This is a genomic window from Cupriavidus sp. D384, assembly GCF_001652915.1.
Lineage (GTDB): Bacteria > Pseudomonadota > Gammaproteobacteria > Burkholderiales > Burkholderiaceae > Cupriavidus.
Genome location: NZ_BBQI01000024.1, coordinates 107,863 through 132,751 on the forward strand (window position 1 = coordinate 107,863; position 24,889 = coordinate 132,751).

The window sequence follows — 24,889 nt, forward strand, 5'->3', positions numbered from 1 at the left end:
CCTTGTCGAACCCTCGGCACCTTCTTCATCATATTTTCTTCAAGCCACGTCGAGCCGGCTGCCCAGCCGGTAGACCGTGCGCAGCATCACGCCATTGAAGGGCCATAGCGCCAGCTTGGTCCGGATGCGCGACAGATGGCTGTCGATGGTGCGCGACTGTTCGTCCATGTCGGCACCGCGCCAGACCTTGTCGATCATGGTCCGGCGCGCCACCAGCGTGCCCAGATGCCGGAACAGCAGCAGCGCCAGCGCGTACTCCTTGGGCGACAGCGTTACCAGCACGCCTTTCACCCAGACCTGCCGTTCGGCCACGGCGAAACGGTATTCGCCGCAGACCAGCTGGTCGGGGCCGTTTTCCAGCACGCCGGCCGGCGCAGTGGCCGGCCGCACCGGCTGCGCAGCGGCGCGCCGGGCCAGTGCCTCGATGCGCGCGAGCAGTTCGCCGTCACGCACGGGCTGTGGCACATAGGCATCGGCGCCGGCCATCAGGCAGCGTGCCACATCCGATTCGGCATCGCTGGCGCCAAACATCATCACCGGCAGGCCGTGTCCGAGCGTGCGTCTTACCCAGTCCAGCAATTCCTCGGCATCGGCGTCCGCCACGTCCCGGTCCAGCAGCAGCATGTCGAAGGGCTCGGCATGGATGGCGTCCACCAGTGGCGGCCCGCAGCGAAAGCGTGCCAGATGGTGCCCGCCCCGATGCAGGGCACGCTCCAGCACCATGATGCGGGCCGGATTGTCTTCAAGCGCGGCGATCTTCACGTTGGGGATTCCTTGCAGGTCCTTGCCAGTCATTTACTGCGGCCCATGGTAGGTCGCTGCCCGTTGAGGACGAAGTAAACATTTGTGGCGGACACAAAAATGAGCATCGTCTTATAGGGTTTGTGCGCAACTCCGCATCTAATGGCCGTTGGAATCATTCAATGGCGCTCCGGAGCGGGGGCGCGACGACGCATGACGAAGACAGGACTGAGGGTGGCCTCGCTGGAGAACGACAGTGCCCAGGCGGCGATGATCCGCGCCATTGTGAGCGGGGCGGGCCATGAATGCGTGACCTTTACCGATGGTCGCCGCATGTTGCTGACCTTGCGCAAGGTGACGTTCGACCTGTTGCTGCTGGACTGGGATGTGCCGCACGTGTCCGGGCTCGAAGTGCTGCACTGGGTGCGCACGCACCTGGACCCGCGGCTGCCGGTGATGTTCGTGGCGCGGCGGCCGGCCGAGGCCGATATCGCAGCTGCGCTGGCCGCCGGCGCCGACGACTACATGGTCAAGCCGATCCGGTCGGTGGAATTGTCCGCGCGCGTCCAGGCACTGCTGCGGCGGGTCTATCCGGATACGCGCCAGCGCGACGACGACCGCCTGACCTGGGGCCGCTACGCGTTCGACATCGTCACGCACCAGGCCACGCGCGACGGTGCGGTGGTGCCGCTCACGCCCAAGGAATTCGAACTGGCGCTGCTGATGTTCCGCAATGCCAACCGCGTGGTGCCGCGCGACCACATGGTGACGGCGGTCTGGGGCCGCGAGTTCTCGCCGATGTCGCGCACCATCGACACGCATATCTCGCGCGTGCGCAACAAGCTCGGGCTGTGGGACGAAAACGGCGTGCGCGTGGTGCCGGTCTACACCTACGGCTACCGGCTGGAACTGCTGGACGCGCAGGCGGCCGGAGATGCCATGGCGCAACGGCGCGGGAGCGCCAGCCAGGCGCCGGACGAAAAAAAAGGCACCCGAAGGTGCCTTTCCCAAAACAGTTGACCGAGTGACCGATCAGAAAATGTGGCGCATGCCCACGCCGAAGCTGGTCTGGTTGCCACGACCCGGCAGTTCGGTTTCGGTAGCGCCCGAAACCTTGTTCCAGTCGGCGGCACCGTAGACCTGGGTGCGCTTCGACAGCGAGTACTCGGCGATGAACGCGGCGGTGTAGCGACGACCGTTGTTGTCGTTGATGCCGTTCTTGTTCTCGACGTAGTCGCCGTAGAAGGCGCCGGTCAGGGCCAGGGCCGGCGTGACGTTGTACGTCACACCTGCGTAACCCAGCGTGTCCTTGCGCGGGTTAGCCGGAGCCAGGCCAGCCAGTTGAGCGCCGGTCGGGTTGTTCCAGCGGGTGGTCGTCACGACCAGGGCGTTGTTCAGCGTGTTGTCGATCACGCCCGTCTTGTCCTTGCCACCGATGTAGCCCAGGAAGAACTTGGCCGGACCGAACGTGTACTTACCGGCGGCGCCCCACATTTGCTGCTTGTTGCCGTTGCTGTCACGGATTTCCTGGTACACACCGCCCACGCCCAGGGGACCCCAGTTGTAGGCCACACGTGCGCCGAAGTACGGCGAGTTCGTGCCGGCGCCCGAACCGCTGGCCTTCGTGAAGCTGCCCGGGGTTTCGCCGAAGCCGTAGCTCAGGCCAACGTCCAGACCGCTGAACGAGCCGCTGTAGCTGATCACGTTGTTACGGCGCAGCTGCGTGAGGCTGTAGTACATCCACGAGTTGCCGTTGTAGTTGCCGATGGTCAGCGGATCGTAGTCGCCGAAGAAGTTAAACCCTTCGGTGTACTGACGGCCCAGCTTGACCGCGCCGAAGTCGCCGGCCAGGCCAACGTAGGCTTGACGGTTGAAGATCTGGCCCGACGAGCTCATCGTGCCGTTGTCGAGGTTGAAGCCGTTTTCCAGCTGGAAGATGGCCTTCAGGTTGTTGCCCAGGGCTTCCGAGCCCTTCAGGCCCCAACGGCTCTGGGTGATCGCGCCGTTGTCCACTGCCACTTGGCTGTGGTTTTGGGCGTCGGCGTTGTTGGTGTAGTGAACGCTTGCGTCAACGATGCCGTACAGCGTGACCGACGTTTGCGCGAATGCGCTGCCTGCGCACAGCGAACCAACGGCGAGGGCCAGTAGCGATTTCTTCATGGTGCTCCTTTTCTGTCTTGTGGTCGGATCGCCCCGGATCACGGCGCGTCCGTCTTTGTGGATAACGTTTGCACTAAACGCCGCGAAAATTTAACAAAAGGCGGATCTTTCGGACATAAAACCGAAGCGAAGCCGCGTTCCAAGGAGACATTTGGTGCAATTCCGTTGGTTTGCCGCTACACAATGTCGGAAGGCTCGCGAAATGGTGCAAGGCACCATGCGCCAGGGCGGTGCAAGGCAGGCGGGAAGCGGGAAAGCAGGCGGAAGGCAGCACGCGACACAACCGCCACGCCGGGCGGTTGCTGCGCTGCAATATCCCCAACGAACGTGGGGAAGGGTTATCCCTCGGAAGGGTCAGGCCCCGGCTCGCATCGACGAGCCGGCAAAGCTCAGGCCTGCGGAATCTCGATCTTGACCTCGAGCACTTCCAGGTTGTCCTGGCGCTCCAGGCTGACGCGCAGATCCTGGTCGCTGATCTTCACGTACTTCGAGATAACGGCCACCAGCTCGCGCTGCAAGGCCGGCAGGTAATCGGCCGGCGCCGAATGGCCGGACCGTTCGTGGGCGAGAATGATCTGCAGCCGCTCTTTCGCGACCGATGCGGACTTCTTCTTCTCCCCGAGCAGGAAGGACAGGATCGACATATGGATGAGCCCTCCTTTTACTTGTTGCCGAAGATGCGCGAGAGCAGGCCCGGCTTCTGGTAGTCAGTGAAACGCAGCGGCTTTTCCTTGCCCAGGAAGCGGTCCACCACGTCGCCATAGGCGTCGGCCACGTCGGTGCCTTCCAGATGGATGGCCGGCGTGCCCTGGTTGGAAGCATGCAGCACGGCTTCCGATTCCGGTACCACGCCGATCAACTTGATGCGCAGGATTTCCTGGATATCGGTCAGCGACAGCATTTCGCCGCCGTGCACGCGCTTGGGGTTGTAGCGCGTGATCAGCAGGTGTTCCTTGATCGTCTCGCCTTCGCTGGCGCGCTTGGTCTTCGAGGCCAGGATGCCGAGAATGCGGTCCGAGTCACGTACCGACGAGACTTCGGGGTTGGTCACGATCAGTGCCTCGTCGGCAAAGTACATGGCCATCAGCGCGCCGGTCTCGATGCCAGCCGGGGAATCGCAGACGATGAACTCGAAGTCCATGGCCTTCAGGTCGTTGATGACCTTTTCCACGCCTTCGCGCGTCAGCGCGTCCTTGTCGCGCGTCTGCGAGGCCGGCAGGATGAACAGGTTCTCGCACTTCTTGTCCTTGATCAGTGCCTGGTGCAGGTTGGCTTCGCCCTGCACCACGTTGATCAGGTCATACACCACGCGGCGCTCGCAACCCATGATCAGGTCGAGGTTGCGCAGGCCGACGTCGAAATCGATCACGACAGTCTTGTGGCCACGCAGGGCCAGGCCGGCGGCGAAGCTCGCGCTGGTGGTGGTCTTGCCGACGCCTCCCTTGCCGGAGGTCACTACGATGATTTTTGCCATGGCTCTTGGTCCGGTATGAAAGTTGTTCGTCGTGATGGGCGCGGCGGTGGTTACTTCATCCGCAGCGGTTCAAGAATCAGTTTTTCGTCGGCCAGCCGTACCTGGGCCGATTTGCCGAGCACATCGGCCGGGAGCGTCTGCTCGGCGGTCCGGTAGATGCCGGCGATGGAAATCAGTTCGGGCTCCAGGCACGTGCAGAAGATGCGTGCGTCCGGGTTGCCCTTGACGCCCGCCAGCGCACGGCCGCGCAGCGGGGCGTAGATATGGATGTTGCCTTCGGCGATGACCTCGGCGCCGTAGCTGACCAGGTCCAGGATCACCACGTCGCCTTGCGCATACACCTGCTGGCCGGAGCGCAGCGGCTTGTCGATCAGCAGTGTGGGAATGGCGCGCGGCGTGGCGGCTGCGGCGTTGGCTGCGGCCATGATTTCGGCGATTTCCGATGCCTTGCCGTTGGCCGTACCCGCTTCGGCGCCAGTCGCCGGAGTCGGGTCGGTGTCTGCGGGGGCGTTGTCGGCGGCCTTGTCGGTGCCTTTTTCGGCGTCCGGCTTGTCCCTGGCGGCCTCGTCGCGGCCGCCGCGCCGGCTCTGGCTGTCCAGCAGCGGCAAACCGAAGCCGCCCGCCCAGCCGCGCTGGTCGGGGCGCGCCACCACGCCGATGGCGCGGGCGTTCAGGGTGGAAAGGGTGTCGATCACGCGGTCCAGCGCCAGCGCGCTGTCACCGTCCAGGCGGCGCAGGTCCAGCGCCACCACATCGTCGGAGAAGAAATCGGGGGTTGATTCGAAGCGGGAGAGAAGGTCATCCCGCAGCGCGTCCATGTCCGCAGTCTGCAGGGCGAGAAGGAGGGCGTCGACATTGCCACTGCGCAGCTCGAAACGTGGCGATTTCTTCTGAGACATAGCCGGGTGACCGTGGAAATGGGACATTCTAACGTCGGATTTCTCGGGAACTGTAACAAATCTTGGCCCGCCCACCGGGGGTGGACGATGCGGACCATATGCCCCGCACAGGGGCGCGCGCATGTGGCGGGCGGGGCGGTGCGTACATCGACCGCGCCCCGGATCGCAGGCGAATACGGGTACACCCTGATGTCAGCGCAACGCCTATCGCGCGCTTATGCCGAGCTTGTTACGATTGCGCATCTCGAAAGCGGAGGAGCCATGGGCGCCATCGTCAACTGTGCGGCCTATCGCCATGGCAAGAAGCTTGGCAAGGTGGATTTCGCCGATATCGGCCAGGTGCTGACGGAGCCGGGCACGTTCGTCTGGCTGGGCCTGCACGAGCCGGACCTGACGCTGCTGCGCCGGGTGCAGCAGGCCTTCGGGCTGCATGACCTGGCCGTGGAAGACGCGCTGGACGCCCATCAGCGCCCCAAGCTCGAAACGTACGGCGATTCGGTGTTCGTGGTGCTCAACACCGCGCAGCTGGTGGGCGAGGATGTGGTGGTGGGCGAAACCCACCTGTTCGTCGGCCCGAACTACGTGGTGTCGGTGCGCCATGGGGCCAGTTCCACCTATGCGCCCGTGCGCGAACGATGCGAGGAAGATCCGCAGGGGCTGGCGAACGGCCCCGGCTACGTGCTGTACGCGCTGATGGACTTCGTGGTTGACCACTACCTGCCCATCGTCACGCGGCTGGAGGACGCCTTCGAGGAACTGGAGCGCGGCATTTTTCGCGACGAGTTCGACCGCGACGCCATCCAGCGGCTGTACCACGTCAAGCATCAGGTGCTGCGGCTGCGCAATGCCGTGTATCCGGTGGAGGACATCTGCAGCCAGCTGATCCGGCTGCATGACGACCTGGTGCCCAAGGAATTGCGCGCCTACTTCCGCGATATCGAGGACCACTGCAGCCGCATCGTGCGATCGCTCGACGTGGTGCGCGAGATGCTGACCACGGCGGTCCAGGTCAATCTGGCGCTGGTGACCGTGACCCAGAACGAGGTGGTGAAGCGGCTGGCCGGCTGGGGCGCCATCCTGGCGGTGCCGACCGTGGTGTTCTCGCTATACGGCATGAATTTCAGCTTCATGCCGGAGCTGCAGTGGCACTACGCGTATCCGGTGGTGATCGGCTTTACCGCCACGGCCTGCGGGCTGCTCTGGCGCAAGCTGCACCGGGCCGGCTGGATCTGAGCCCGACGGCAGTCGTTATGGGCACCCCTTGCGCGCGCGGGAGAGGGGAGCCAGCCGATCCACGCCGGGGGCATTCGGCCATTTTTATATGTCGTTTACACGGCGTCTCCGCCTCTCTACCCCGTTTTTACCCTTCGATCCCTAACCTCGTATCCGTGAATCACTCTGCAGGCGCATCGCCTGCACACACATCATGGACGGGATCTATTTCCTCATACTGCTGGCCTTTGGCGCGTTGACGGGCGCGCTGCTGGCCCTGTGCGCCGCGCTGGGCGCGAACCTGCCCACCGGGCGCGGCGGTGCCGACGACACCGGGGCGCTGTCCGGCCAACCGAAGCATTCGGCATCCGACCGGAGGCTGTGATGGACTGGACCGACCTCCTTAGCGGCGGCCTGGCCGTCGTCATCTTCATCTACCTGCTCGTTGCCCTGTTCCGGCCGGAGAAATTCTGATGCCCACGTCAACCTTCTCCCCGGGCTTTGCCCAGTTCCTGGGGCTGCTCGCCCTGTTCCTCGCCGTGCTGTTCGTGGCGGGCCCGTTCCTGGGCCGCTACATGCGCCGCGCCATCGAAGAGGGCAACTATGGGCTGACGGCATGGGGCCGTCCGCTCGAACGCTTGCTGTACCGCCTGGCCGGCGTGCGCGCCGATGCCGAAATGGGCTGGAAGCAGTACGCCATCGCCGTGATCGTGTTCAACGTGATCGGCGTGATTGCCGTGTATGCCATCCAGCGCCTGCAAGGCATGCTGCCGCTGAACCCGCAGGGCTTTGGCGCGGTGTCGCCGGACTCGTCGTTCAACACCGCCGTCAGCTTCGTGGCCAACACCAACTGGCAGGGGTATGCCGGTGAATCCACGATGAGCTACCTGACGCAGATGCTGGCGCTCACCGTACAGAACTTCGTCTCGGCGGCCACCGGCATTGCCGTGGTGTTCGCGCTGATTCGCGGCTTTGCCCGCCACAGCGCGCAGACCATCGGCAACTTCTGGGTCGATCTCGTGCGCACCACGCTGTATGTGCTGCTGCCGCTGTCGATCGTGACCGCCGTGGCGCTGGTCGGCCAGGGCGTGATCCAGAACTTCGACAGCTACAAGGATGTGTCGCTGGTGTCGGCCGTGGAATACACGCAGCCGAAGGTCGACGCGGCCGGGCAGCCCGTGATGGACAAGGACGGCAAGCCTGTGACGGAAGACGCAAGGACCGGCACGCAGACGCTTGCCATGGGGCCGGTGGCGTCGCAGGAAGCGATCAAGATGCTGGGCACCAACGGCGGCGGCTTCTTCAACGCCAACTCGGCGCACCCGTTCGAGAACCCCACGCCGCTTTCCAACCTGATCGAAATGCTGGCGATCTTCCTGATCCCGGCCGCGCTGTGCTTCACCTTTGGCGAGATGGTCAGGGACCGGCGCCAGGGCGTGGCCGTGCTGGCGTCGATGACCGTGATCTTCGTGGTCATGGCACTGGCGGCCATGGCGTCGGAGCAGCAGGTCAACGCGGCGCTGTCGGCGCTGCCGATCGATCATGCCGCATCGGCACTGCAGGCCGGCGGCAACATGGAAGGCAAGGAGGTGCGCTTCGGCATCTCGGCCAGCGCGCTGTTCGCGACGATCACCACAGCGGCGTCGTGCGGTGCGGTGAACGCCATGCATGACTCGTTCACGGCCATCGGCGGGCTGGTGCCGATGCTGCTCATGCAACTCGGCGAAGTGGTCTTCGGCGGCGTGGGATCGGGCCTGTACGGCATGCTGGTCTACGCGGTGCTGGCGGTCTTTATCGCCGGCCTGATGATCGGCCGCACGCCCGAGTACCTGGGCAAGAAGATCGAGGCCTACGAGATGAAGATGACCGCCGTGGCGATCCTGGTCACGCCGCTGCTGGTGCTGGTCGGCACGGCCATCGCGGTAATGGCCGAACCGGGCCGCGCCGGGGTGTTCAACCCGGGCACGCACGGCTTCTCGGAAATCCTGTACGCGCTGTCGTCGGCGGCCAACAACAACGGCAGCGCCTTTGCCGGGTTGTCCGCCAACACGCCGTTCTACAACGTGCTGCTGGCTGCGGCGATGTGGTTCGGCCGGTTCTGGATCATCGTGCCGGTGCTGGCGATGGCCGGATCGCTGGCCGCCAAGCGCCGCACGCCGGCCACGTCCGGCACGATGCCCACGCATGGCCCGCTGTTCGTCGTGCTGCTGGTGGGCTCGGTCCTGCTGGTTGGCGCACTGACCTATGTGCCCGCGCTGGCGCTGGGCCCGGTCGCAGAGCAACTGCAGCCCGCCGCAGTCACGGCGGCTGCCAAGTAATTCGCGGAGATCCACATGCAACAACAATCCCCGGCGACGCGTAATAACACCCCCGCCGCGCCGTCACGTTCCACGGGTCCGACAGGCACCGCTGCCACCACGGCAGTCAGCGTGCCACATCACCCGCGTCCCGCGCGAGGCATGTTCGCGCCCGAGCTGGTCAAGCCGGCCATCGTCGATGCGTTGCGCAAGCTCACGCCGCGTGCGCAGCTGCGCAACCCCGTGATGTTCGTGGTCTACGCGGGCAGCATCCTGACGACGATCCTGTTCCTGCGTGCCTGGCTGGCGCCCACGCAGGGTGGCGAGTCCGCCGGCTTTATCCTGGCCGTCGCGGTCTGGCTGTGGTTCACGGTGCTGTTTGCCAACTTTGCCGAAGCGCTGGCCGAAGGCCGCAGCAAACAGCAGGCCGCCGCGCTGCGCGGGCTCAAGACCACCACCATGGCGCGCGTGGTGCGCCCCGGCCGCGGCGATGCGCGCGCCGCTGGCGCCACCGAGCCGCGCGTCGCCACGGATCTGCGCCGCGGCGACATCGTGCTGGTGGAAGCCGGTGAGATGATCCCCGGCGACGGCGACGTCATCGAAGGCGTGGCGTCGGTCGACGAGAGCGCCATCACGGGCGAATCTGCGCCGGTGATCCGCGAATCGGGCGGCGACTTCTCGTCGGTCACGGGTGGCACGCGCGTGCTGTCCGACTGGATCGTGGTGCGCATCACCACCAATCCCGGCGAAAGCTTTATCGACCGCATGATCAGCATGGTCGAAGGCGCCAAGCGCCAGAAGACGCCGAACGAACTGGCGCTGACGATCCTGCTGGTGGGCCTGACGCTGGTGCTGCTGCTTGCCACGGCCACGCTGCAGCCGTATTCGCTCTACGCGGTGCTGGTGACCAAGGCTGGCGTGCCGGTATCGGTGACGGTGCTGGTGGCGCTGCTCGTGTGCCTGATCCCGACGACGATTGGCGGCCTGCTGTCGGCCATCGGCGTGGCTGGCATGAGCCGCATGATGGAGGCGAACGTGATCGCCACGTCGGGCCGCGCGGTGGAAGCTGCCGGCGACGTCGACGTGCTGCTGCTGGACAAGACCGGCACGATCACGCACGGCAATCGCCAGGCTGCGCGTTTTATCTGCGCCCCGGGCGTGAACGAACGGCAACTGGCCGAAGCCGCCTGGCTGTCGTCGCTGGCCGATGAGACGCCCGAAGGCCGCAGCATCGTCGCGCTGGCGCGCCAGCAGCCCGGCGTGGCCGCGCCGGAAATGGGCGCACGCGGGCTGGCCGCTCCGGTCTTCGTGCCTTTCACGGCGCAGACGCGCATGAGCGGTGTCGACGTGGCGCAAGGCAATGTCGTGCGCAGCGTGCGCAAGGGTGCGGCCGACGCAGTGCGCCGCTACGTGACCGAGCGCGCCGGCAAGTTCCCCGAAGCGGTCATGCAGGCCGTCGACGACGTGGCCCGCGCCGGCAGTACGCCGCTGGTGGTGGCGGAGGCCCTGGCCGAAGGCACCGAGGACAGCGTGCGCGTGCTGGGCGTGATCGAACTCAAGGACATCGTCAAGGCCGGCATCCGCGAGCGCTTTGGCGAGCTGCGCAAGATGGGCATCCGCACCGTGATGATCACCGGTGACAACCGCCTGACCGCGGCATCGATCGCGGCCGAGGCAGGCGTGGACGACTTCCTGGCCGAAGCCACGCCCGAGGCCAAGCTGGCGCTGATCCGCGAATACCAGGGGCAGGGCCGGCTGGTGGCGATGACCGGCGACGGCACCAACGACGCCCCCGCGCTGGCGCAGGCCGACGTGGCGGTGGCGATGAACAGCGGCACCCAGGCCGCGCGCGAGGCCGGCAACATGGTCGACCTGGACAGCAATCCGACCAAGCTGATCGAGATCGTCGAGATCGGCAAGCAGATGCTGATGACGCGCGGGTCGCTGACCACCTTCAGTGTCGCCAACGACGTGGCGAAGTACTTCGCGATCATTCCGGCCGCTTTTGCCACCACGTATCCGCAGCTGAACCTGCTGAACGTGATGCACCTGTCCACGCCGGGGTCCGCCATCATGTCGGCCGTGATCTTCAACGCGCTGATCATCGTGGCGCTGATTCCCCTGGCGCTGCGCGGTGTGGTGTATCGCCCGCTGGGCGCTGCCATCCTGCTGCGCCGCAATCTGCTGATCTACGGGCTGGGCGGCATCCTGGTGCCGTTTGCCGGCATCAAGCTGATCGACATGTTCCTGACGATGTTTGGCTGGATCTGAGTACGGAGAACCGCAATGCCTACGCAAGCCCATATCAATATGCCCGCAGAACCGGTTCGCCAGACCGGCATGCTGCGCCCCGCGCTGACGGTGTTCGTCGGCCTGTCCATCGTCACCGGCCTGCTCTATCCGGGCGTGGTCACCGGCATCGCGCGCACGCTGTTTCCGCACCAGGCTGCCGGGTCGCTGATCGTGCAGAACGGCAGGACGATCGGCTCCGAACTGATCGGCCAGCCGTTCTCGGACCCGAAGTATTTCTGGGGCCGCCTGTCGGCCACGGCGCCGATGCCATACTACGGCGCGGCTTCGGTGGGATCAAATCTGGGGCCGGCCAATCCGGCGCTGACGGATGCCGCGAAAGCGCGTATCGATGCGCTGCGTGCAGCCGATCCCGATAACCAGGCGCCGGTGCCGGTGGACCTGGTCACGGCGTCGGGCAGCGGCCTCGATCCGCAAATCAGCCCGGCGGCGGCCCGCTACCAGGCGGCGCGCGTGGCGCGGGTGCGTGGTCTGCCGGTGGAGCGCGTCGAGTCGTTGATCGCGGCCAATACCGAAGCGCCTGCGCTGGGCGTGCTTGGCGAGCCCGGTGTCAATGTGCTGAAGCTGAATCTGGCGCTCGATGCTGCGAAGTAGGCTTGTGGTCTTTGATCGGCCTGCCCTCTCCCCCGCCCCTCTCCCGCAGGCGGGAGAGGGGAGCACACCGAGGGCATTGGAGCGCGCGCTGCCTGTCTCCCCTCTCCCGCGCGCCACACCAAGAGCATCGGAAACCCCGCTGCCTGTCTCCCCTCTCCCGCGCGCGGGAGAGGGGCCGGGGGAGAGGGCAGGCGTCTCCAGCCACGAGACACGCCTGCGTGGCACAATCCCCGCACGATGACTGACACCGCCCGCCCGGACCCCGACGCCCTGCTGCAACGCATGCAGGCGGAGGGCGCGCGCGCCGCACGCGGCAAGCTGCGGGTCTACTTTGGTGCCTCGGCCGGCGTGGGCAAGACCTTTGCCATGCTGGCGGCGGCGCGGGCCTTGCGCGGGCAGGGCGTGGACGTGGTGATCGGCGTGGTCGAAACCCACGGCCGTGCCGAAACCGAATCGCTGCTCGATGGCCTGGAGCGCCTGCCGCTGCGCGATGTGCCCTATCGGGACCGCGTGCTGCAGGAGTTCGATCTCGATGGTGCGCTGGCGCGGCGTCCGGCGCTGGTGCTGGTCGACGAACTCGCGCATTCCAACGCGGCGGGCAGCCGTCATCCCAAGCGCTGGCAGGACATCCAGGAACTGCAGGCCGCCGGTATCGATGTCTGGACCACGGTCAACGTCCAGCACCTGGACAGCCTGAACCAGGCCGTGGGCGGTATTACCGGTGTGCGCGTCTGGGAAACGGTGCCGGACGCCGTGTTCGACGGCGCCGACGACGTGGTCCTGGTCGACCTGCCCGCCGACGAACTGCTGCGCCGGCTGCGCGAGGGCAAGGTCTACCTGCCCGACCAGGCGCGCCACGCGGCCCGCCATTTCTTCCGCAAGGGCAATCTGATCGCGCTGCGCGAACTGGCGCTGCGGCGCACGGCCGATCGTGTCGATGACGACGTGCGCGCCTACCGCCATGCCGAGGCGATCCAGCCGGTCTGGCGCACGCGCGAGGCGGTGCTGGCGTGCATTGGAACCGGCGACGATGCCGAGCAGGTGGTGCGCAGCGCGCGGCGCCTGGCCAGCCAGCTCGATTGCGACTGGCATGTGGTCACCATCGCCACCCCACGGCTGATGCCGCTGGCCGACCCCGTGCGCGTGCGCGTACGTGCGGCCATGCAACTGGCCGAGGAGCTGGGTGCCCGCACCGAGACACTGGCCGGGCATGACATGGTCAAGGCGGTGGCGGGCTATGTGCGCCGCCACAACCTCACCAAGGTGCTGGTGGGGCGCGCCCGTAATGACTGGCGTGCCGAGGGCACGCTGATCGATCAGGCGCGCATGTGGCTGGCGCGTGCCTTGTCGCCGGTGGTGGGCGCGGGCAACCGGTTGATCGGCAGGCAGACGTTTGCCGATGCGCTGGCGGCGGGGTGTCCCGAGATCGATGTGATCCGGGTGGCCGCCGACACCACGCGTGCCGACCTGCGGCCGCGCGCGGCGCAGATCGTCGAGCCGCGTCACGACGCCGACGCGCAGGCTGCGCTGGAGGCCAGGGCGGAACTGGCGCACATGCGCCGGCGCGACTACGCGTTTGCCGTGGTGTGGTGCGCCGGTGCCACGGTGCTGTCGATGCTGGCCCGGCCGTGGTTCGATCTGGTCAATATCGCCATGCTGTTCCTGGCCGGCGTGGTTGGTGTGGCGCTGCGCCACGGGCGGGGGCCGGCGGCGTTCGCATCGGTGCTGGCGGTGGCCGCGTTCGACTTCTTCTTCGTGCCGCCCCGCATGTCGTTTGCCGTCAGCGATGTGCAATACCTGCTGACGTTTTTCGTATTGCTGACGGTTGGCCTTGTCATCGGGCAGCTGACGGCCGGCCTGCGCGAGCAGGCGCAGGTGGCCGTGCGGCGCGAAACCGATGCACGCACGCTTTACGAACTGGCGCGCGAGCTGTCCGCCGCGCTGACCACCGAGCAGGTGGTCGAAATCGGCAGCCGCTTCATGCGTGCCGCGTTCGATGCGCACGTGACGTTCTTCCTGATGTCCGAACAGGGGCGGCTGGTGCCGGTGGCCGGCGGCACCCCGGGCGGGAAGACAGACAAGGGCGAAGCCATCGACACGGTGCTGGCGCAGTGGGTGTTCGATCACGGCCAGCCGGCCGGTACCGGCACCCATACCCTGCCCGGCAGCACCGTGCTGTACCTGCCGCTCAAGGCGCCGATGCAGACGCGTGGCGTGCTGGCCGTGGAGCCGCGCGCGTGGCATGCGCTGGCCGAGCCCGAACTGCGGCGCCAGGCCGATGTATTCGCCACGCTGATCGCCATCGGGATCGAGCGGCTGCACTACGTGGAAGTGGCGCAGCGCGCGCTGGTGTCGATCGAATCGGAACGGCTGCGCAGTTCGCTGCTGGCCGCCGTGTCGCACGACCTGCGCACGCCGCTGACCGGGCTGATCGGCATGGCCGAGACCTTGCAGCGTGCCACGCCCCCGCTGGCTGGCGACGTGGCGGAGACCGTGGACGCCATGCGCGGCCAGGCGCTGCGCATGCGCACCATGGTGGTGAACCTGCTCGACATGGCCCGGCTGCAGCAGCACGACGTGGCGCTGCAGCGCGGCTGGCAGTCGCTCGAAGAACTGGTGGGCGCGGCGCTGGCGTCGATGCGCGAGGCGCTGAAGGCGCATCGCGTGCAGGTGGCCGACCTGTCCGCGCTGCCGCTGGTGGAATGCGACGGCGTGCTGATGGAGCGCGTGCTGTGCAACCTGCTGGAGAACGCGGCCAAGTACACCGCGCCCGGCACCGTCGTGCGTATTCGTGGCGAACTGCTCGACGACGAAGTGCATCTGATTGTCGAGGACGAAGGCCCCGGCGTGGCGCCGGGCCAGGAACGCCACATTTTCGAAAAATTCACGCGCGGCCAGCGCGAATCGGCCACCGCCGGCGTGGGCCTGGGGCTGGCCGTGTGCGACGCCATCATGCAGGCCCACGGCGGCCGCATCTGGGTGGCGCCGGCCGGGCCCGGCGCGCGCTTCACGCTGGCGCTGCCGCGCGGCAATCCTCCCGCGATCGAGCCGGAACCGCTCGACGCCATCCTTCCTGATCCGCACTGAAATGCCATTCGATTATTCGCCGACCGTGCTGCTGGTCGAGGACGAACCCCATATCCGCCGCTTCGTGCGCGAATCGCTGCAGGCCGAAGGCTGCACCGTGCACGAGGCCGATACGCTCAAGCGCGGCCTGATCGACGCCGGCACGCGCCAGCCGGACATCGTGATCCTGGACCTGGGCCTGCCCGATGGCGACGGCATGACGCTGATCCGCGAAATGCGCACGTGGACCGAAGTGCCGGTGCTGGTGCTGTCGGCGCGCACCGACGAGGCCGACAAGATTGCTGCGCTCGATGCCGGTGCCGACGACTACCTGACCAAGCCGTTCGGCGTGGGCGAACTGGTGGCGCGCGTGCGCGTGCTGTTGCGCCGCCATGCCAAGGCGAACCCGCAGGGCACGCCGCAGGTGGCGTTCGGCGATGTCCGTGTGGACCTGGCGAACCGGCTGGTCACGCGCGGCGACGCGCAGGTGCATCTGACGCCCATCGAATACCGGCTGCTGGCGGTGCTGATCGCCCATCGCGGCAAGGTCATGACCCACCGTGAACTGCTGCGCGAGGTCTGGGGCCCCGCCCACTCTGAAAGCAGCCACTACCTGCGCGTCTATATGGGCCATCTGCGCCACAAGCTCGAAACCGATCCGGCGCAACCGGCGCACCTGCTGACCGAGGTGGGTGTCGGATACCGGTTTGCAGGATAGACGGCGCGGACGCGCCATCACAGGTGGCAGGGGTGCGCCATGGATACGTCCTGGCCCACCTGATTCCATGTACCTGTGCGTCGCAGTTTGAAAGGATTGGATCGCCACCGTGGCAGCCAGTGCATGCATGCCGGCTGACGGCAAGGCAATCCGAAACCGACATCTGGAGCGACGCAATGACACAGCAAGCAAACACGGCCGCCGCACTCGCGGCAGGCGTTCCCTATTTCCGTGCCAACAGCACCGGGCCCGACGCAACCGCCACCGGCGGCAATGCGATTGCCATTGGGCAATCGGCTGCGGCAACGGTGGGCGATTCGATTGCCATCGGCAATTCGGCGGTGGCCGATGGCGACCACAATTCGCTGGCGATTGGCACCGGTGCCCATGCCGGCAAGGGCTATACCGCGGCGGTAGGCCGGGAGGCAAACGCCGCGGCCGCATGGTCGACGGCGCTGGGCGCCCGGGGTGCCGCCACCGGCGACAACGGCACGGCGTTGGGCAGTTCCACCGTGGCTTCGGCGCCCAACGCGACGGCCGCGGGCTTCAAGGCCGCGGCTGCGGGCGAAAGTGCGTCGGCCTTCGGGCACCTGGCCAATGCATCGGCGCCCTATAGCGTTGCCATTGGCGCGGCCAGCGTCGCCAGCGCGAGCGATGCCATTGCCATCGGCACGAAAGCGGGCGCGTCGGCGGCCAACACGATAGCGTTGGGCCTGGCCGTGGCATCGGCCGTGCGCGGCATCGCCATTGGTGACCAATGTCAAGTCAGCGCATCGCAAGCCGTGGCGATTGGATCGAGCGCCATCGCCAGCGCATTGTTTGCCGATGCGATCGGGGCGAATTCGCAGGCCACGCAGGGAGGCGCCATTGCCCTGGGAGCCAGCTCGACGGCCGCGGCGAACTTCGGCCTTGCCCTGGGCGGCCACGCAAAAGTCAGTGCGGAGTTCGGCGTGGCGCTTGGCGCGGAATCGCTCTGCGATCGTCCGATGACCGTTTCGGTTGGCCGCGAAGGCTTCGGTAACCGGCAGATCGTCAAGGTGGCCGCGGGCACGGAAGGTACCGACGCGGTGAATCTCGACCAACTTCGCCAGGAACTGGTCGGCGTCGGGCGGCAGATCGCCGCCCTGGCGACGCGCATCACGGCCCTGGAAAACGCTGGCTGATCCCCCGCCTGCGTGCTGGCATCCCGGCGTCCTGTCGGCGGGGCGCCAGCCCGTTGGCCCGGCGTTTAGTATTCATAATATGAATTTATATTTCTGATATTTGCTACATGACATCGTTCAGGAGAATAGGCGCGTCGATGGATCGCCAACTACACTGAATTCATCGCCCTCGCTTTCCAGCCTGCCCTGCCGGCCTTCGGAGTTCACCATGCCTGCAACCGTCGCCTCGAAGATCCGTCTGGTCGTGCTGGCTCTCGCTGCGGCGGCCGGGTTACACGCCCAGGCGGCCACCGAGCCTCCCGCACCCGCCCAATCCCAGACCCGCGAAGCCGTTGCCGCCTATGAAGCCGGCCATTTCGATGCCGCGATCAAGGGCTTTGCCGAGGCGGCCCAGAAGGGCAACCGGCTGGCCCAGTTCAACTACGCGATGATGCTGCTGCGTGGCGAAGGCACGACAGCCAGGCCGCAAGAGGCGCTGGTCTGGCTGCGGCGCGCCGCCGACAACCAGATGACACATGCGCAGTACACATTCGGGGATCTGTACGAGCGCGGCGAGCTGGTGCCGAAGTCTCTGGAGGAGGCCAACCGCTGGTATGAGCGGGCGGCGCAGGGTGGCCATATCCAGGCGCAGATGGCGCTGGCGACCAACTACTTCACGGGGCGCGGCGTGCCGCTGGACTACGGCCGCGCCTTCACGTGGTACTCCAAGGCCGCCGCCGCCGGAGACGGCGGGGCGCAGTACATCGTGGGCAGCTACTACGAGCGGGGCTATCCGGGCATCGTGGACAAGGACATCGAGCAGGCCAAGATCTGGTACGCCCGGGCGGCCTCGCACGGCGATCCCGGCGCGCTGGCAAAGCTGCGGTCGTTGCTGGAAGAAGGCCTGCGCGCAAAGAACCAGATGTAGGCCGGCGCGGTTGCCGGACGCCTCCCGTCCGCAGGAACGGGCAGGCGGTACAACTCTTGCTAAGCCTGACGCTACACACAACCCCGGGGGTCGCCAGTGGTCACGCACGTCGCGCTGAGTCATGTCACACACTACCGCTATGACCGTCCGGTGCAGTTGTCGCCGCAGGTCGTACGCCTGCGACCGGCACCGCATTGCCGCACGCCGATCCTGTCCTACTCGCTGCGCATCGAACCGGTGCAGCATTTCGTCAACTGGCAGCAGGACCCGTTCTCGAATTACCTGGCCCGCCTGGTGATTCCGGAGAAAACCACGGAGTTTCGCGTCACGGTGGACCTGATCGCCGAGATGGCGGTCTACAACCCGTTCGATTTCTTCCTGGAGCCGTCCGCCGAGAAGATTCCGTTTGCGTACGATGCCGGGCTGGCGCATGACCTGGCGCCCTACCTGGCGAAAGACCCGCTGACGCCGCGCCTTGCCGCCTTTGTCGACAGCATCGACCGCGCGCCGCGCGCCACGCTTGATTTCCTGGTGGACCTGAACCAGCGGCTGCAGCGCGAAATCCGCTACCTGATCCGCATGGAACCGGGCGTGCAGTCGCCCGAGACCACGCTGGAGAATGCATCGGGATCGTGCCGCGACACCGGTTGGCTGCTTGTGCAGACGTTGCGGCATCTGGGCCTGGCCGCCCGCTTCGTGTCCGGATACCTGCTGCAACTGACGCCCGATGTGAAGGCCGTGGATGGGCCGGTGGGCGCCGAAGCCGATTTCACCGACCTGCATGCCTGGTGCGAGGTCTACCTGCCCGGCGCGGGCTGGATCGGGCTCGATCCCACATCGGGGCTGCTGGCCGGCGAGGGCCATATCCCGCTGGCCTGCACGCCCGAGCCCGGCAGCGCAGCACCGGTCAGCGGCGCGGTGGACGAATGCGAAGTGACGTTCGAGCACCATATGTCGATCTCGCGGATCTACGAATCGCCGCGCGTGACCAAGCCCTATACCGATGCGCAGTGGACCGCCATCGACGCCGCCGGGCTGGCCGTGGACCGCCAGCTCCAGACGCTCGACGTACGGCTGACGATGGGCGGCGAGCCCACTTTCGTCGCGGCGCGCGACCGCGACGGCGCGGAATGGAATACCGATGCGCTGGGCCCCACCAAGCGCGGCCTGGCTACCGAACTGGTGCACAAGCTGCGTGCGCGGTACGGCGAGGGCGGCTTCCTGCATTTCGGCCAGGGCAAGTGGTATCCCGGCGAACAATTGCCGCGCTGGGCGCTGTCGATCTGCTGGCGTGCCGACGGGCAGCCTTGCTGGCAGGACCCGTCGCTGTTTGCCGACGAACGCGAGCCCCACCACTACACGTCGGCCGATGCCCAGCGCTTTCTCGAAACCCTGACGCGCCGGCTCGGGCTCGACGCCGGCACCGTCACGCCCGGCTACGAGGATGTCTGGTACTACCTGTGGCGTGAGCGCCGGCTGCCCGTCAACGTCGATCCGTTCGAGGCGAAGCTCGACGACGAACTGGAGCGCACGCGGCTGCGGCGGGTGTTCGACGCCGGCCTGTCCAGCGTCACCGGCTACGTGCTGCCGCTGGCGCGCGACGATCAGGGCGGCTGGCTGACCGGCCGCTGGTTCGTGCGCGACGAACGCATGTACCTGCTGCCCGGCGATTCGCCAATGGGCTACCGGCTGCCACTCGATTCGCTGCCATGGGTGTCGAAGGCCGACTATCCGTGGCAGTTCGAACAGGACCCCTTCGCACCCCGCGCGCCGCTGCCGGCGGCGGTACCGCTGCGCGCGCAGTCGCCGGCCGCCGCCTACAGCCCGGCGGCAATGGCCGCACGCCGGTCCGAGGCACGGGGCCAGGCGCGCCCGGGTGGCAAGGCCGCCGCGCAGGCCGTGGCGCCCGCGCGCGGAGAATCGGCCCGCGACACCATCCGCACGGCGGTCTGCGTGGAGGTTCGCCACCCGAGCCGCGCCGCCGGTCCGGCTGTCGAGCTGAAATCGATGGAAGACAGGCGCGGCATTCTCTATGTGTTCATGCCGCCCCTGACCGTGCTGGAGGATTACCTGGCGCTGCTGTCCGAGGTGGAAGCCACCGCCGCCGAACTGGGCTTCAGGATCGTGCTCGAAGGCTATCCGCCGCCGCGCGATCCGCGCCTGAAGCTGCTGCAGGTGACGCCCGACCCGGGCGTGATCGAGGTGAACATCCATCCCGCCGCCAACTGGCCGGAACTGGTGGACCACACCGACTACCTGTACCAGGCCGCGCACGAAACGCACCTGTCCACCGAGAAGTTCATGCTCGACGGGCGCCACACGGGCACCGGTGGCGGCAACCACTTCGTGCTGGGCGGTGCCACGGCGGCCGACAGCCCGTTCCTGCGCCGGCCCGACGTGCTGGCGAGCCTGATCGCGTACTGGCACAACCATCCGTCGCTGTCGTACCTGTTCTCGGGGCTGTTTATCGGCCCGACCAGCCAGGCGCCGCGCGTGGACGAGGCGCGCAACGACCAGGTCTACGAACTGGATATCGCGTTCGCCGAACTGCGCCGCCAGCTTGACCTGTGCGAAGTGGTGGGCAATGGTCTGGTGCCGCCGTGGCTGATCGACCGCATCCTGCGCAACCTGCTGGTCGACGTGACGGGCAACACGCACCGCTCCGAGTTCTGCATCGACAAGCTCTACTCGCCCGATGGTCCCACGGGCCGGCTGGGCCTGCTGGAACTCCGGGCGTTCGAGATGCCGCCGCATGCGCGCATGAGCCTGGTGCAGCAACTGCTGCTGCGCGCGCTGGTGGCACGCTTCTGGCGCACGCCGTACACGGCCAGGCTGACGCGCTGGGGCACGGCGCTGCACGACCGCTTCATGCTCGGCACCTTCGTGCAGATGGATTTCGACGATGTGCTGGCCGAAATGCGCGCTGCCGGCTTTGTGTTCGAGTCGAGCTGGTTCGCCCCGCACTTCGAGTTCCGCTTCCCGCGCGTGGGCGAAGTCGACGTGGCGGGGCTGTCGCTGACGCTGCGCACGGCGCTGGAGCCGTGGCATGTGATGGGCGAGGAGGGCGCGTCCGGCGGCACGGTGCGCTATGTGGATTCATCGGTGGAGCGCATCGAGGTCAGCGTGCTGGGCATGAACGACAACCGGCATGTGATCACGGTCAACGGCCAGACCATCCCGCTGCAGTCCACCGGACGGGCCGGAGAATTCGTGGCGGGGGTGCGATATCGCGCCTGGGCGCCGCCGTCGTCGCTGCACCCGACCATTCCGTCGCACGCGCCGCTGACATTCGACGTGGTGGATACGTGGATGGACCGCAGCCTGGGCGGCTGTCAGTATCATGTTTCGCACCCGGGCGGCCGTAATTACCAGACATTCCCGGTCAATGCGTACGAGGCGGAAAGCCGGCGCCTGGCGCGGTTTTTCGCGATCGGGCATACACCGGGACGGTCGGTGGCGCCGCCGCCACGCCGCAGCCTGGAATTTCCGTTCACGCTGGACCTGCGAGACATTGCCTAGCGCATTTCGCGTGCCCGGTGTGTCCGGCGTGCCCACCCCACAGGAGAACCGTCAGCCGTGCCGCTGCAGTCGTCGCTGCCTTTCGATGGACCGGACCTTGCCGACGCGCCGGCCGCCCTGGCGGGCCGGTTGGCGCTGCCCGTGCCCGACGGCCATCGCGACGAACTGCGGCTGCCCGATGGCACGCTGCGCGAGCCGTGGGCGCGCTTCTTCCGCATCCTGGACGACCTGCGCCCCGCCGCGCTGAACGCCCATGCGGCGGCCGTCTCGCGCCGGATTCGCGACAACGGCGTGACGTACAACGTCTACGCCGACCAGGGCGGCGGCGCGCGGGCCTGGCAGCTCGAGGTGTTTCCGTTCCTGGTGTCGGAGTCCGACTGGGCCGTGATCGAGGCCGGCGTGACCCAGCGCGCCACGCTGGCGAATGCCGTGCTGGCCGATATCTACGGCCCGCAGACGCTGCTCAGGCGCGGGCTGCTGCCGCCGGGGCTGGTCTACGGGCATCCCGGCTACCTGCGCCCGCTCAAGGGCTACCAGCCACCGGGCGGCAGCTTTCTGCAGACCATGGCGGTGGACCTGGTGCATACCGACAATGGCTGGACGGTCATCGCGCATCGCACCGAAACGCCTTCGGGCATGGGTTACGCGCTGGAGAACCGGCTCATCATCTCGGGCCAGTACGCCGAAGCGTTTCGCGAACTGCGCGTGCGGCGCCTGCCGCCGGCCTTTGCGCAGCTGATCTCGACGCTTGCGCACGCGGCGCCGGCCGTGCCGGTGGGTGCGGCGGAGGAGGGCGCCGGCGCAGGCATGGGTACGGGGGCAGGGACCGGCACGGGGCGGCAGATCGTGCTGCTGTCGCCGGGCCCGTTCAACGAGACCTATTTCGAACACACGTTCCTGGCCCGCTATCTGGGTATCACGCTGGTCGAGGGCAAGGACCTGACCGTGCGCAACGATGTGGTGTACCTGAAGACGTTTGGCGGGCTGGAGCGCGTGGACGTGATCCTGCGCCGGCTCGACGATGTGTTCTGCGATCCGCTGGAGCTGCGCAGCGATTCCATGCTTGGCGTGCCGGGGCTGCTCGAAGCGATGCGCGCGGGCAACGTGGTGGTGTCGAACGTGCCCGGATCGGGCTTCCTGGAGTCGCCGGCCATCCATGGCTTCCTGCCCGGCATCGCGCAGGCATTGCTTGACGAACCGCTGGTGCTGCCATCGGTCATGAGCTGGTGGTGCGGCGAGGCCGCCGCACAGGAAGAAGCGCTGCGTCTGCTTGATGAAGCATTCGTGATGCCCACCTATCCGCGCACCCCGGCCGATGGCTCGCTGGGCATGGAAAAGGGTTTGCAGCGGCTGGACGCATGGCGCGACCGCATCGCCGAAACGCCAGATCGTTATACGCTGCAGGCACCGTTGCCGCTCTCGCATACGCCATGCTGGGAACCCGATACCAACGGCGGTGGACGGATCGGTTCGCGGGCGGCCATGCTGCGCGTGTTTGCGGTGGCCGATGGCAATGGCGGCTGGCAGGTGATGCCGGGCGGTTTCACGCGATTGGCACCGCCCCATCTGGAAGCCGTATCGATGCAGCTTGGCGGCACCAGTGCCGACACCTGGGTGCTGTCGAACCAGCCCGCGCAGGGGCTGATGCCCGCGCCGTCCAGCCATGCGCGCCCGGGGGCGGGATCGCCCTCGCCCCGTACGGCGCTGCCGTCGCTGAGCACGGCGGCGGTGACGCGGCCGCTGGCCGTATCGAGCCGTGCGGCCGAGAACCTTTACTGGGCCGGCCGCTATGCCGAACGCGCGGAGAACGTGGTGCGCGTGTGCCGCCAGATCCTGGGATCGATCGAATCGAATGACGAGACCGACGACGGCACGCTGAACATGCTGGGCCTGCTGGCGCAGTGGTTCGGGCTGGTGGCGCCGCACACGCCGTCGCCGCAGGCGTCGCTGCGCGTGTTCGAACGCAGCCTGGTTTCCACGCTGGCCGATCCGAACGCGGTGACGGGGCTGATGCCAACGCTAGCCAGCCACGCGCGCGCCGCCAACGAGATCCGCAACCGGCTGTCCAACGATCATTGGCGCACCATACTGGCCGCGCGCAATGACTTCCAGGATGCCATGGCCGATGCCGCGTGCCCGGCCGTCGCGGCTGGCCACGGCGAGGGCGCCTACGACCGTTCCAGGGTGCTGGCCGCGCTGGAGCATCTGTCGATGCAGCTCGGCGCGATCAGCGGCGCGCAAGGCGACCGCATGACACGCGACGAAGCGTGGCGCCTGGTGTTTATCGGCCGACATATCGAGCGGCTCGGCACGCTGGCGCTATTCCTGGAACTGGCGGAGGGCAGTGGCGCGCTGGCATCGCGCAGCGGCTTCGACATGCTGCTGCACCTGTTCGACAGCACGCTGACCTACCGGTCGCTGTTTCCGGGCCGTAGCGACGTGGCCGCGCTGGTCGACCTGCTGGTGCTGGAGCCGACCAATCCGCGCGGCCTCTACGGCGTGCTCGATCGCCTGCGCGACAAGCTCGCGCAACTGCCCACGGGCGCCACCGGCCAAACGCGCGTGCCGCTGGCCGAACTGTTGCCGCCGGCCAGCGCGCTGCCGTCGCGCTCGCTGCTGTGCGAACGCGACAAGGATCGCTATCCGAAGCTGGCAGCGCTATGCGACCAGCTTGGCGCGCGCATGGCGAAGCTGTCCGACGAAATCGGCGGCCGCTACTTCAGCCATGCCGGCGTGGCACCGGAGACTGACCTGCCATGAGCACCCAGCCGGACGATCCACCGGCCGAAGCCCGGCAGCCCGCACTGCCCGAGCCGCCAGCGCCAGCGCCAGTCACGCCGCCCGGCGCGCCCACCACGCTGGACGTGCACCACGTCACCACCTACCAGTACGCATGGCCGGTGGAGCACGCGCAGCAGCGTGCCGTGGTGACGCCGCCGCCATACCCGTGGCAGGCGGTTGGCGCGCACCGTACCGATGTGGAGCCGGCCCCGTCGCACCAGCACATGCGCACCGATGCATTCGGCAACAATGTGCTGCACTTCATGCTGGACGTGCCGCACGAGACGATGCGCCTGATCACCAGCAGCACGGTTACGCTGACGCCGCGCTGGGCCGCGTTCGATGCAGCGCAGGGCACGCCGTGGGAAGAGGCGGCACAGCAGCTGCGCTACCGCGCCGGCCAGCCGTTTCATCCCGAGACGGAGTTCGCCTATGCCTCGCCGAACGTGGCGCTGCACGCCACCCTGCGCGACTACGCGCTGCAGAGCTTCACCCCGGGCGTGACGGTGGCCGCCGGCGCCATCGACCTGATGCACCGCATCCACGCCGATTTCGAGTATCACGGCGAGACCACAGAAGTGCATACGCCTGCGCTGGAGGCCTTTGCGCTGCGCAGCGGCGTGTGCCAGGACTTTGCGCAGGTGATGATCGGCTGCCTGCGCTCCATCGGCCTGGCCGCGCGCTATGTCAGCGGCTATCTATGCACCGACCCGCCGCCGGGCGAGCCGCGCCTGCTGGGCGCCGATGCCTCGCACGCCTGGGCTGGCGTATGGTGCCCCGCCAACGGCTGGATCGACCTCGATCCCACCAACGACGTACTGGCCGACACGCGCCACGTCACGCTTGCCATCGCGCGCGACTACAGCGACGTGCCATTGCTGCACGGCGTGATCGTCGGCGGCGGCGAGCATACGGTGGAGGTGGAGGTCAGTGTCGTGCCGGTTGCCGGGGTGGTCTAGCGCGTTGTCGCACAACATTTGCGGCCCACTGATCGGATAAAAAAAACGGCCACGCGCGAACGTGGCCGTTTCTTTAAAGTGGGATCGGA

The 24,889-nt window shown here is 67.2% G+C and carries 19 protein-coding genes; 14 read left to right on the forward strand and 5 right to left on the reverse strand.

The annotated features are described in order from the left end of the window. Nucleotides 1-39: 39 nt before the first annotated feature. Nucleotides 40-795, reverse strand: a complete 756-nt coding sequence (locus A9J21_RS09775; protein WP_307188107.1) for a response regulator transcription factor — start codon at nucleotides 793-795, stop codon at nucleotides 40-42. Between the two features lie 159 nt (nucleotides 796-954). Here A9J21_RS09775 and A9J21_RS09780 point away from each other — a divergent pair, with 159 nt between their 5' ends. Continuing rightward, nucleotides 955-1,761: a response regulator transcription factor gene (locus A9J21_RS09780; protein WP_066734656.1), complete on the forward strand. Its 807-nt coding sequence runs from the start codon at nucleotides 955-957 to the stop codon at nucleotides 1,759-1,761. Nucleotides 1,762-1,773: 12 nt separating this feature from the next. On the opposite strand, the gene A9J21_RS09785 is transcribed toward A9J21_RS09780, so the two are convergent. The 4 genes from A9J21_RS09785 to minC form a co-directional block, all read right to left on the reverse strand. Continuing rightward, nucleotides 1,774-2,901, reverse strand: a complete 1,128-nt coding sequence (locus A9J21_RS09785) for a porin (RefSeq protein ID WP_066734658.1) — start codon at nucleotides 2,899-2,901, stop codon at nucleotides 1,774-1,776. Between the two features lie 389 nt (nucleotides 2,902-3,290). Continuing rightward, nucleotides 3,291-3,545 (reverse strand): cell division topological specificity factor MinE, encoded by a 255-nt coding sequence (gene minE, locus A9J21_RS09790; protein ID WP_008645119.1) that lies wholly within the window; start codon nucleotides 3,543-3,545, stop codon nucleotides 3,291-3,293. Nucleotides 3,546-3,562: 17 nt separating this feature from the next. Then, nucleotides 3,563-4,375, reverse strand: coding sequence for a septum site-determining protein MinD (minD, locus tag A9J21_RS09795; RefSeq protein ID WP_066734666.1), 813 nt, complete (start codon nucleotides 4,373-4,375; stop codon nucleotides 3,563-3,565). Between the two features lie 50 nt (nucleotides 4,376-4,425). Next, the gene (gene minC / locus A9J21_RS09800) at nucleotides 4,426-5,274 is read right to left on the reverse strand and encodes a septum site-determining protein MinC (protein ID WP_066734668.1); all 849 of its coding nucleotides are present in this window, start codon (nucleotides 5,272-5,274) and stop codon (nucleotides 4,426-4,428) included. Nucleotides 5,275-5,535: 261 nt separating this feature from the next. Between minC and A9J21_RS09805 the strand changes: the two genes are divergently transcribed. From A9J21_RS09805 to A9J21_RS09860, 13 genes are all read left to right on the forward strand, one after another. Next, nucleotides 5,536-6,507 (forward strand): magnesium and cobalt transport protein CorA, encoded by a 972-nt coding sequence (locus tag A9J21_RS09805; RefSeq protein WP_066734671.1) that lies wholly within the window; start codon nucleotides 5,536-5,538, stop codon nucleotides 6,505-6,507. A 193-nt stretch (nucleotides 6,508-6,700) separates the two neighbouring features. Then, a complete protein-coding gene (locus A9J21_RS31915; protein WP_197497480.1) occupies nucleotides 6,701-6,871 on the forward strand; it encodes a hypothetical protein in 171 nt (56 codons plus the stop codon). Then, a complete protein-coding gene (gene kdpF, locus A9J21_RS09810; RefSeq protein WP_066734673.1) occupies nucleotides 6,871-6,960 on the forward strand; it encodes a K(+)-transporting ATPase subunit F in 90 nt (29 codons plus the stop codon). Before A9J21_RS31915 ends, kdpF begins: the two co-directional genes overlap by 1 nt. After that, nucleotides 6,960-8,804, forward strand: a complete 1,845-nt coding sequence (kdpA, locus tag A9J21_RS09815) for a potassium-transporting ATPase subunit KdpA (protein WP_066734676.1) — start codon at nucleotides 6,960-6,962, stop codon at nucleotides 8,802-8,804. Before kdpF ends, kdpA begins: the two co-directional genes overlap by 1 nt. Before the next feature lie 15 nt (nucleotides 8,805-8,819). Next, nucleotides 8,820-11,054 (forward strand): potassium-transporting ATPase subunit KdpB, encoded by a 2,235-nt coding sequence (gene kdpB / locus A9J21_RS09820; RefSeq protein WP_066734679.1) that lies wholly within the window; start codon nucleotides 8,820-8,822, stop codon nucleotides 11,052-11,054. 15 nt (nucleotides 11,055-11,069) lie between these two features. Next, complete coding sequence (gene kdpC / locus A9J21_RS09825) at nucleotides 11,070-11,687, forward strand: potassium-transporting ATPase subunit KdpC (RefSeq protein ID WP_066734682.1); 618 nt, start codon at nucleotides 11,070-11,072, stop codon at nucleotides 11,685-11,687. A gap of 237 nt (nucleotides 11,688-11,924) precedes the next feature. Continuing rightward, entirely contained in the window at nucleotides 11,925-14,774 is a 2,850-nt protein-coding gene (locus A9J21_RS09830) for a sensor histidine kinase KdpD (protein WP_066734684.1), read from the forward strand. Nucleotide 14,775: 1 nt separating this feature from the next. Next, a complete protein-coding gene (kdpE, locus tag A9J21_RS09835; RefSeq protein ID WP_066734692.1) occupies nucleotides 14,776-15,471 on the forward strand; it encodes a two-component system response regulator KdpE in 696 nt (231 codons plus the stop codon). Nucleotides 15,472-15,647: 176 nt separating this feature from the next. Further along, a complete protein-coding gene (locus tag A9J21_RS09840) occupies nucleotides 15,648-16,634 on the forward strand; it encodes a hypothetical protein (RefSeq protein ID WP_066734696.1) in 987 nt (328 codons plus the stop codon). Nucleotides 16,635-16,842: 208 nt separating this feature from the next. After that, the gene (locus A9J21_RS09845) at nucleotides 16,843-17,541 is read left to right on the forward strand and encodes a tetratricopeptide repeat protein (protein ID WP_066734703.1); all 699 of its coding nucleotides are present in this window, start codon (nucleotides 16,843-16,845) and stop codon (nucleotides 17,539-17,541) included. A 96-nt stretch (nucleotides 17,542-17,637) separates the two neighbouring features. Then, nucleotides 17,638-21,060 carry a DUF2126 domain-containing protein gene (locus tag A9J21_RS09850; protein WP_066734706.1) on the forward strand — a complete coding sequence of 1,141 codons (3,423 nt, stop codon included), beginning with the start codon at nucleotides 17,638-17,640 and terminating at the stop codon, nucleotides 21,058-21,060. A gap of 57 nt (nucleotides 21,061-21,117) precedes the next feature. After that, the gene (locus A9J21_RS09855; protein ID WP_066734715.1) at nucleotides 21,118-23,820 is read left to right on the forward strand and encodes a circularly permuted type 2 ATP-grasp protein; all 2,703 of its coding nucleotides are present in this window, start codon (nucleotides 21,118-21,120) and stop codon (nucleotides 23,818-23,820) included. After that, nucleotides 23,817-24,800 carry a transglutaminase family protein gene (locus A9J21_RS09860; RefSeq protein WP_082926327.1) on the forward strand — a complete coding sequence of 328 codons (984 nt, stop codon included), beginning with the start codon at nucleotides 23,817-23,819 and terminating at the stop codon, nucleotides 24,798-24,800. The genes A9J21_RS09855 and A9J21_RS09860 overlap by 4 nt, the downstream gene beginning before the upstream one ends. The last annotated feature ends 89 nt before the right edge of the window (nucleotides 24,801-24,889 follow it).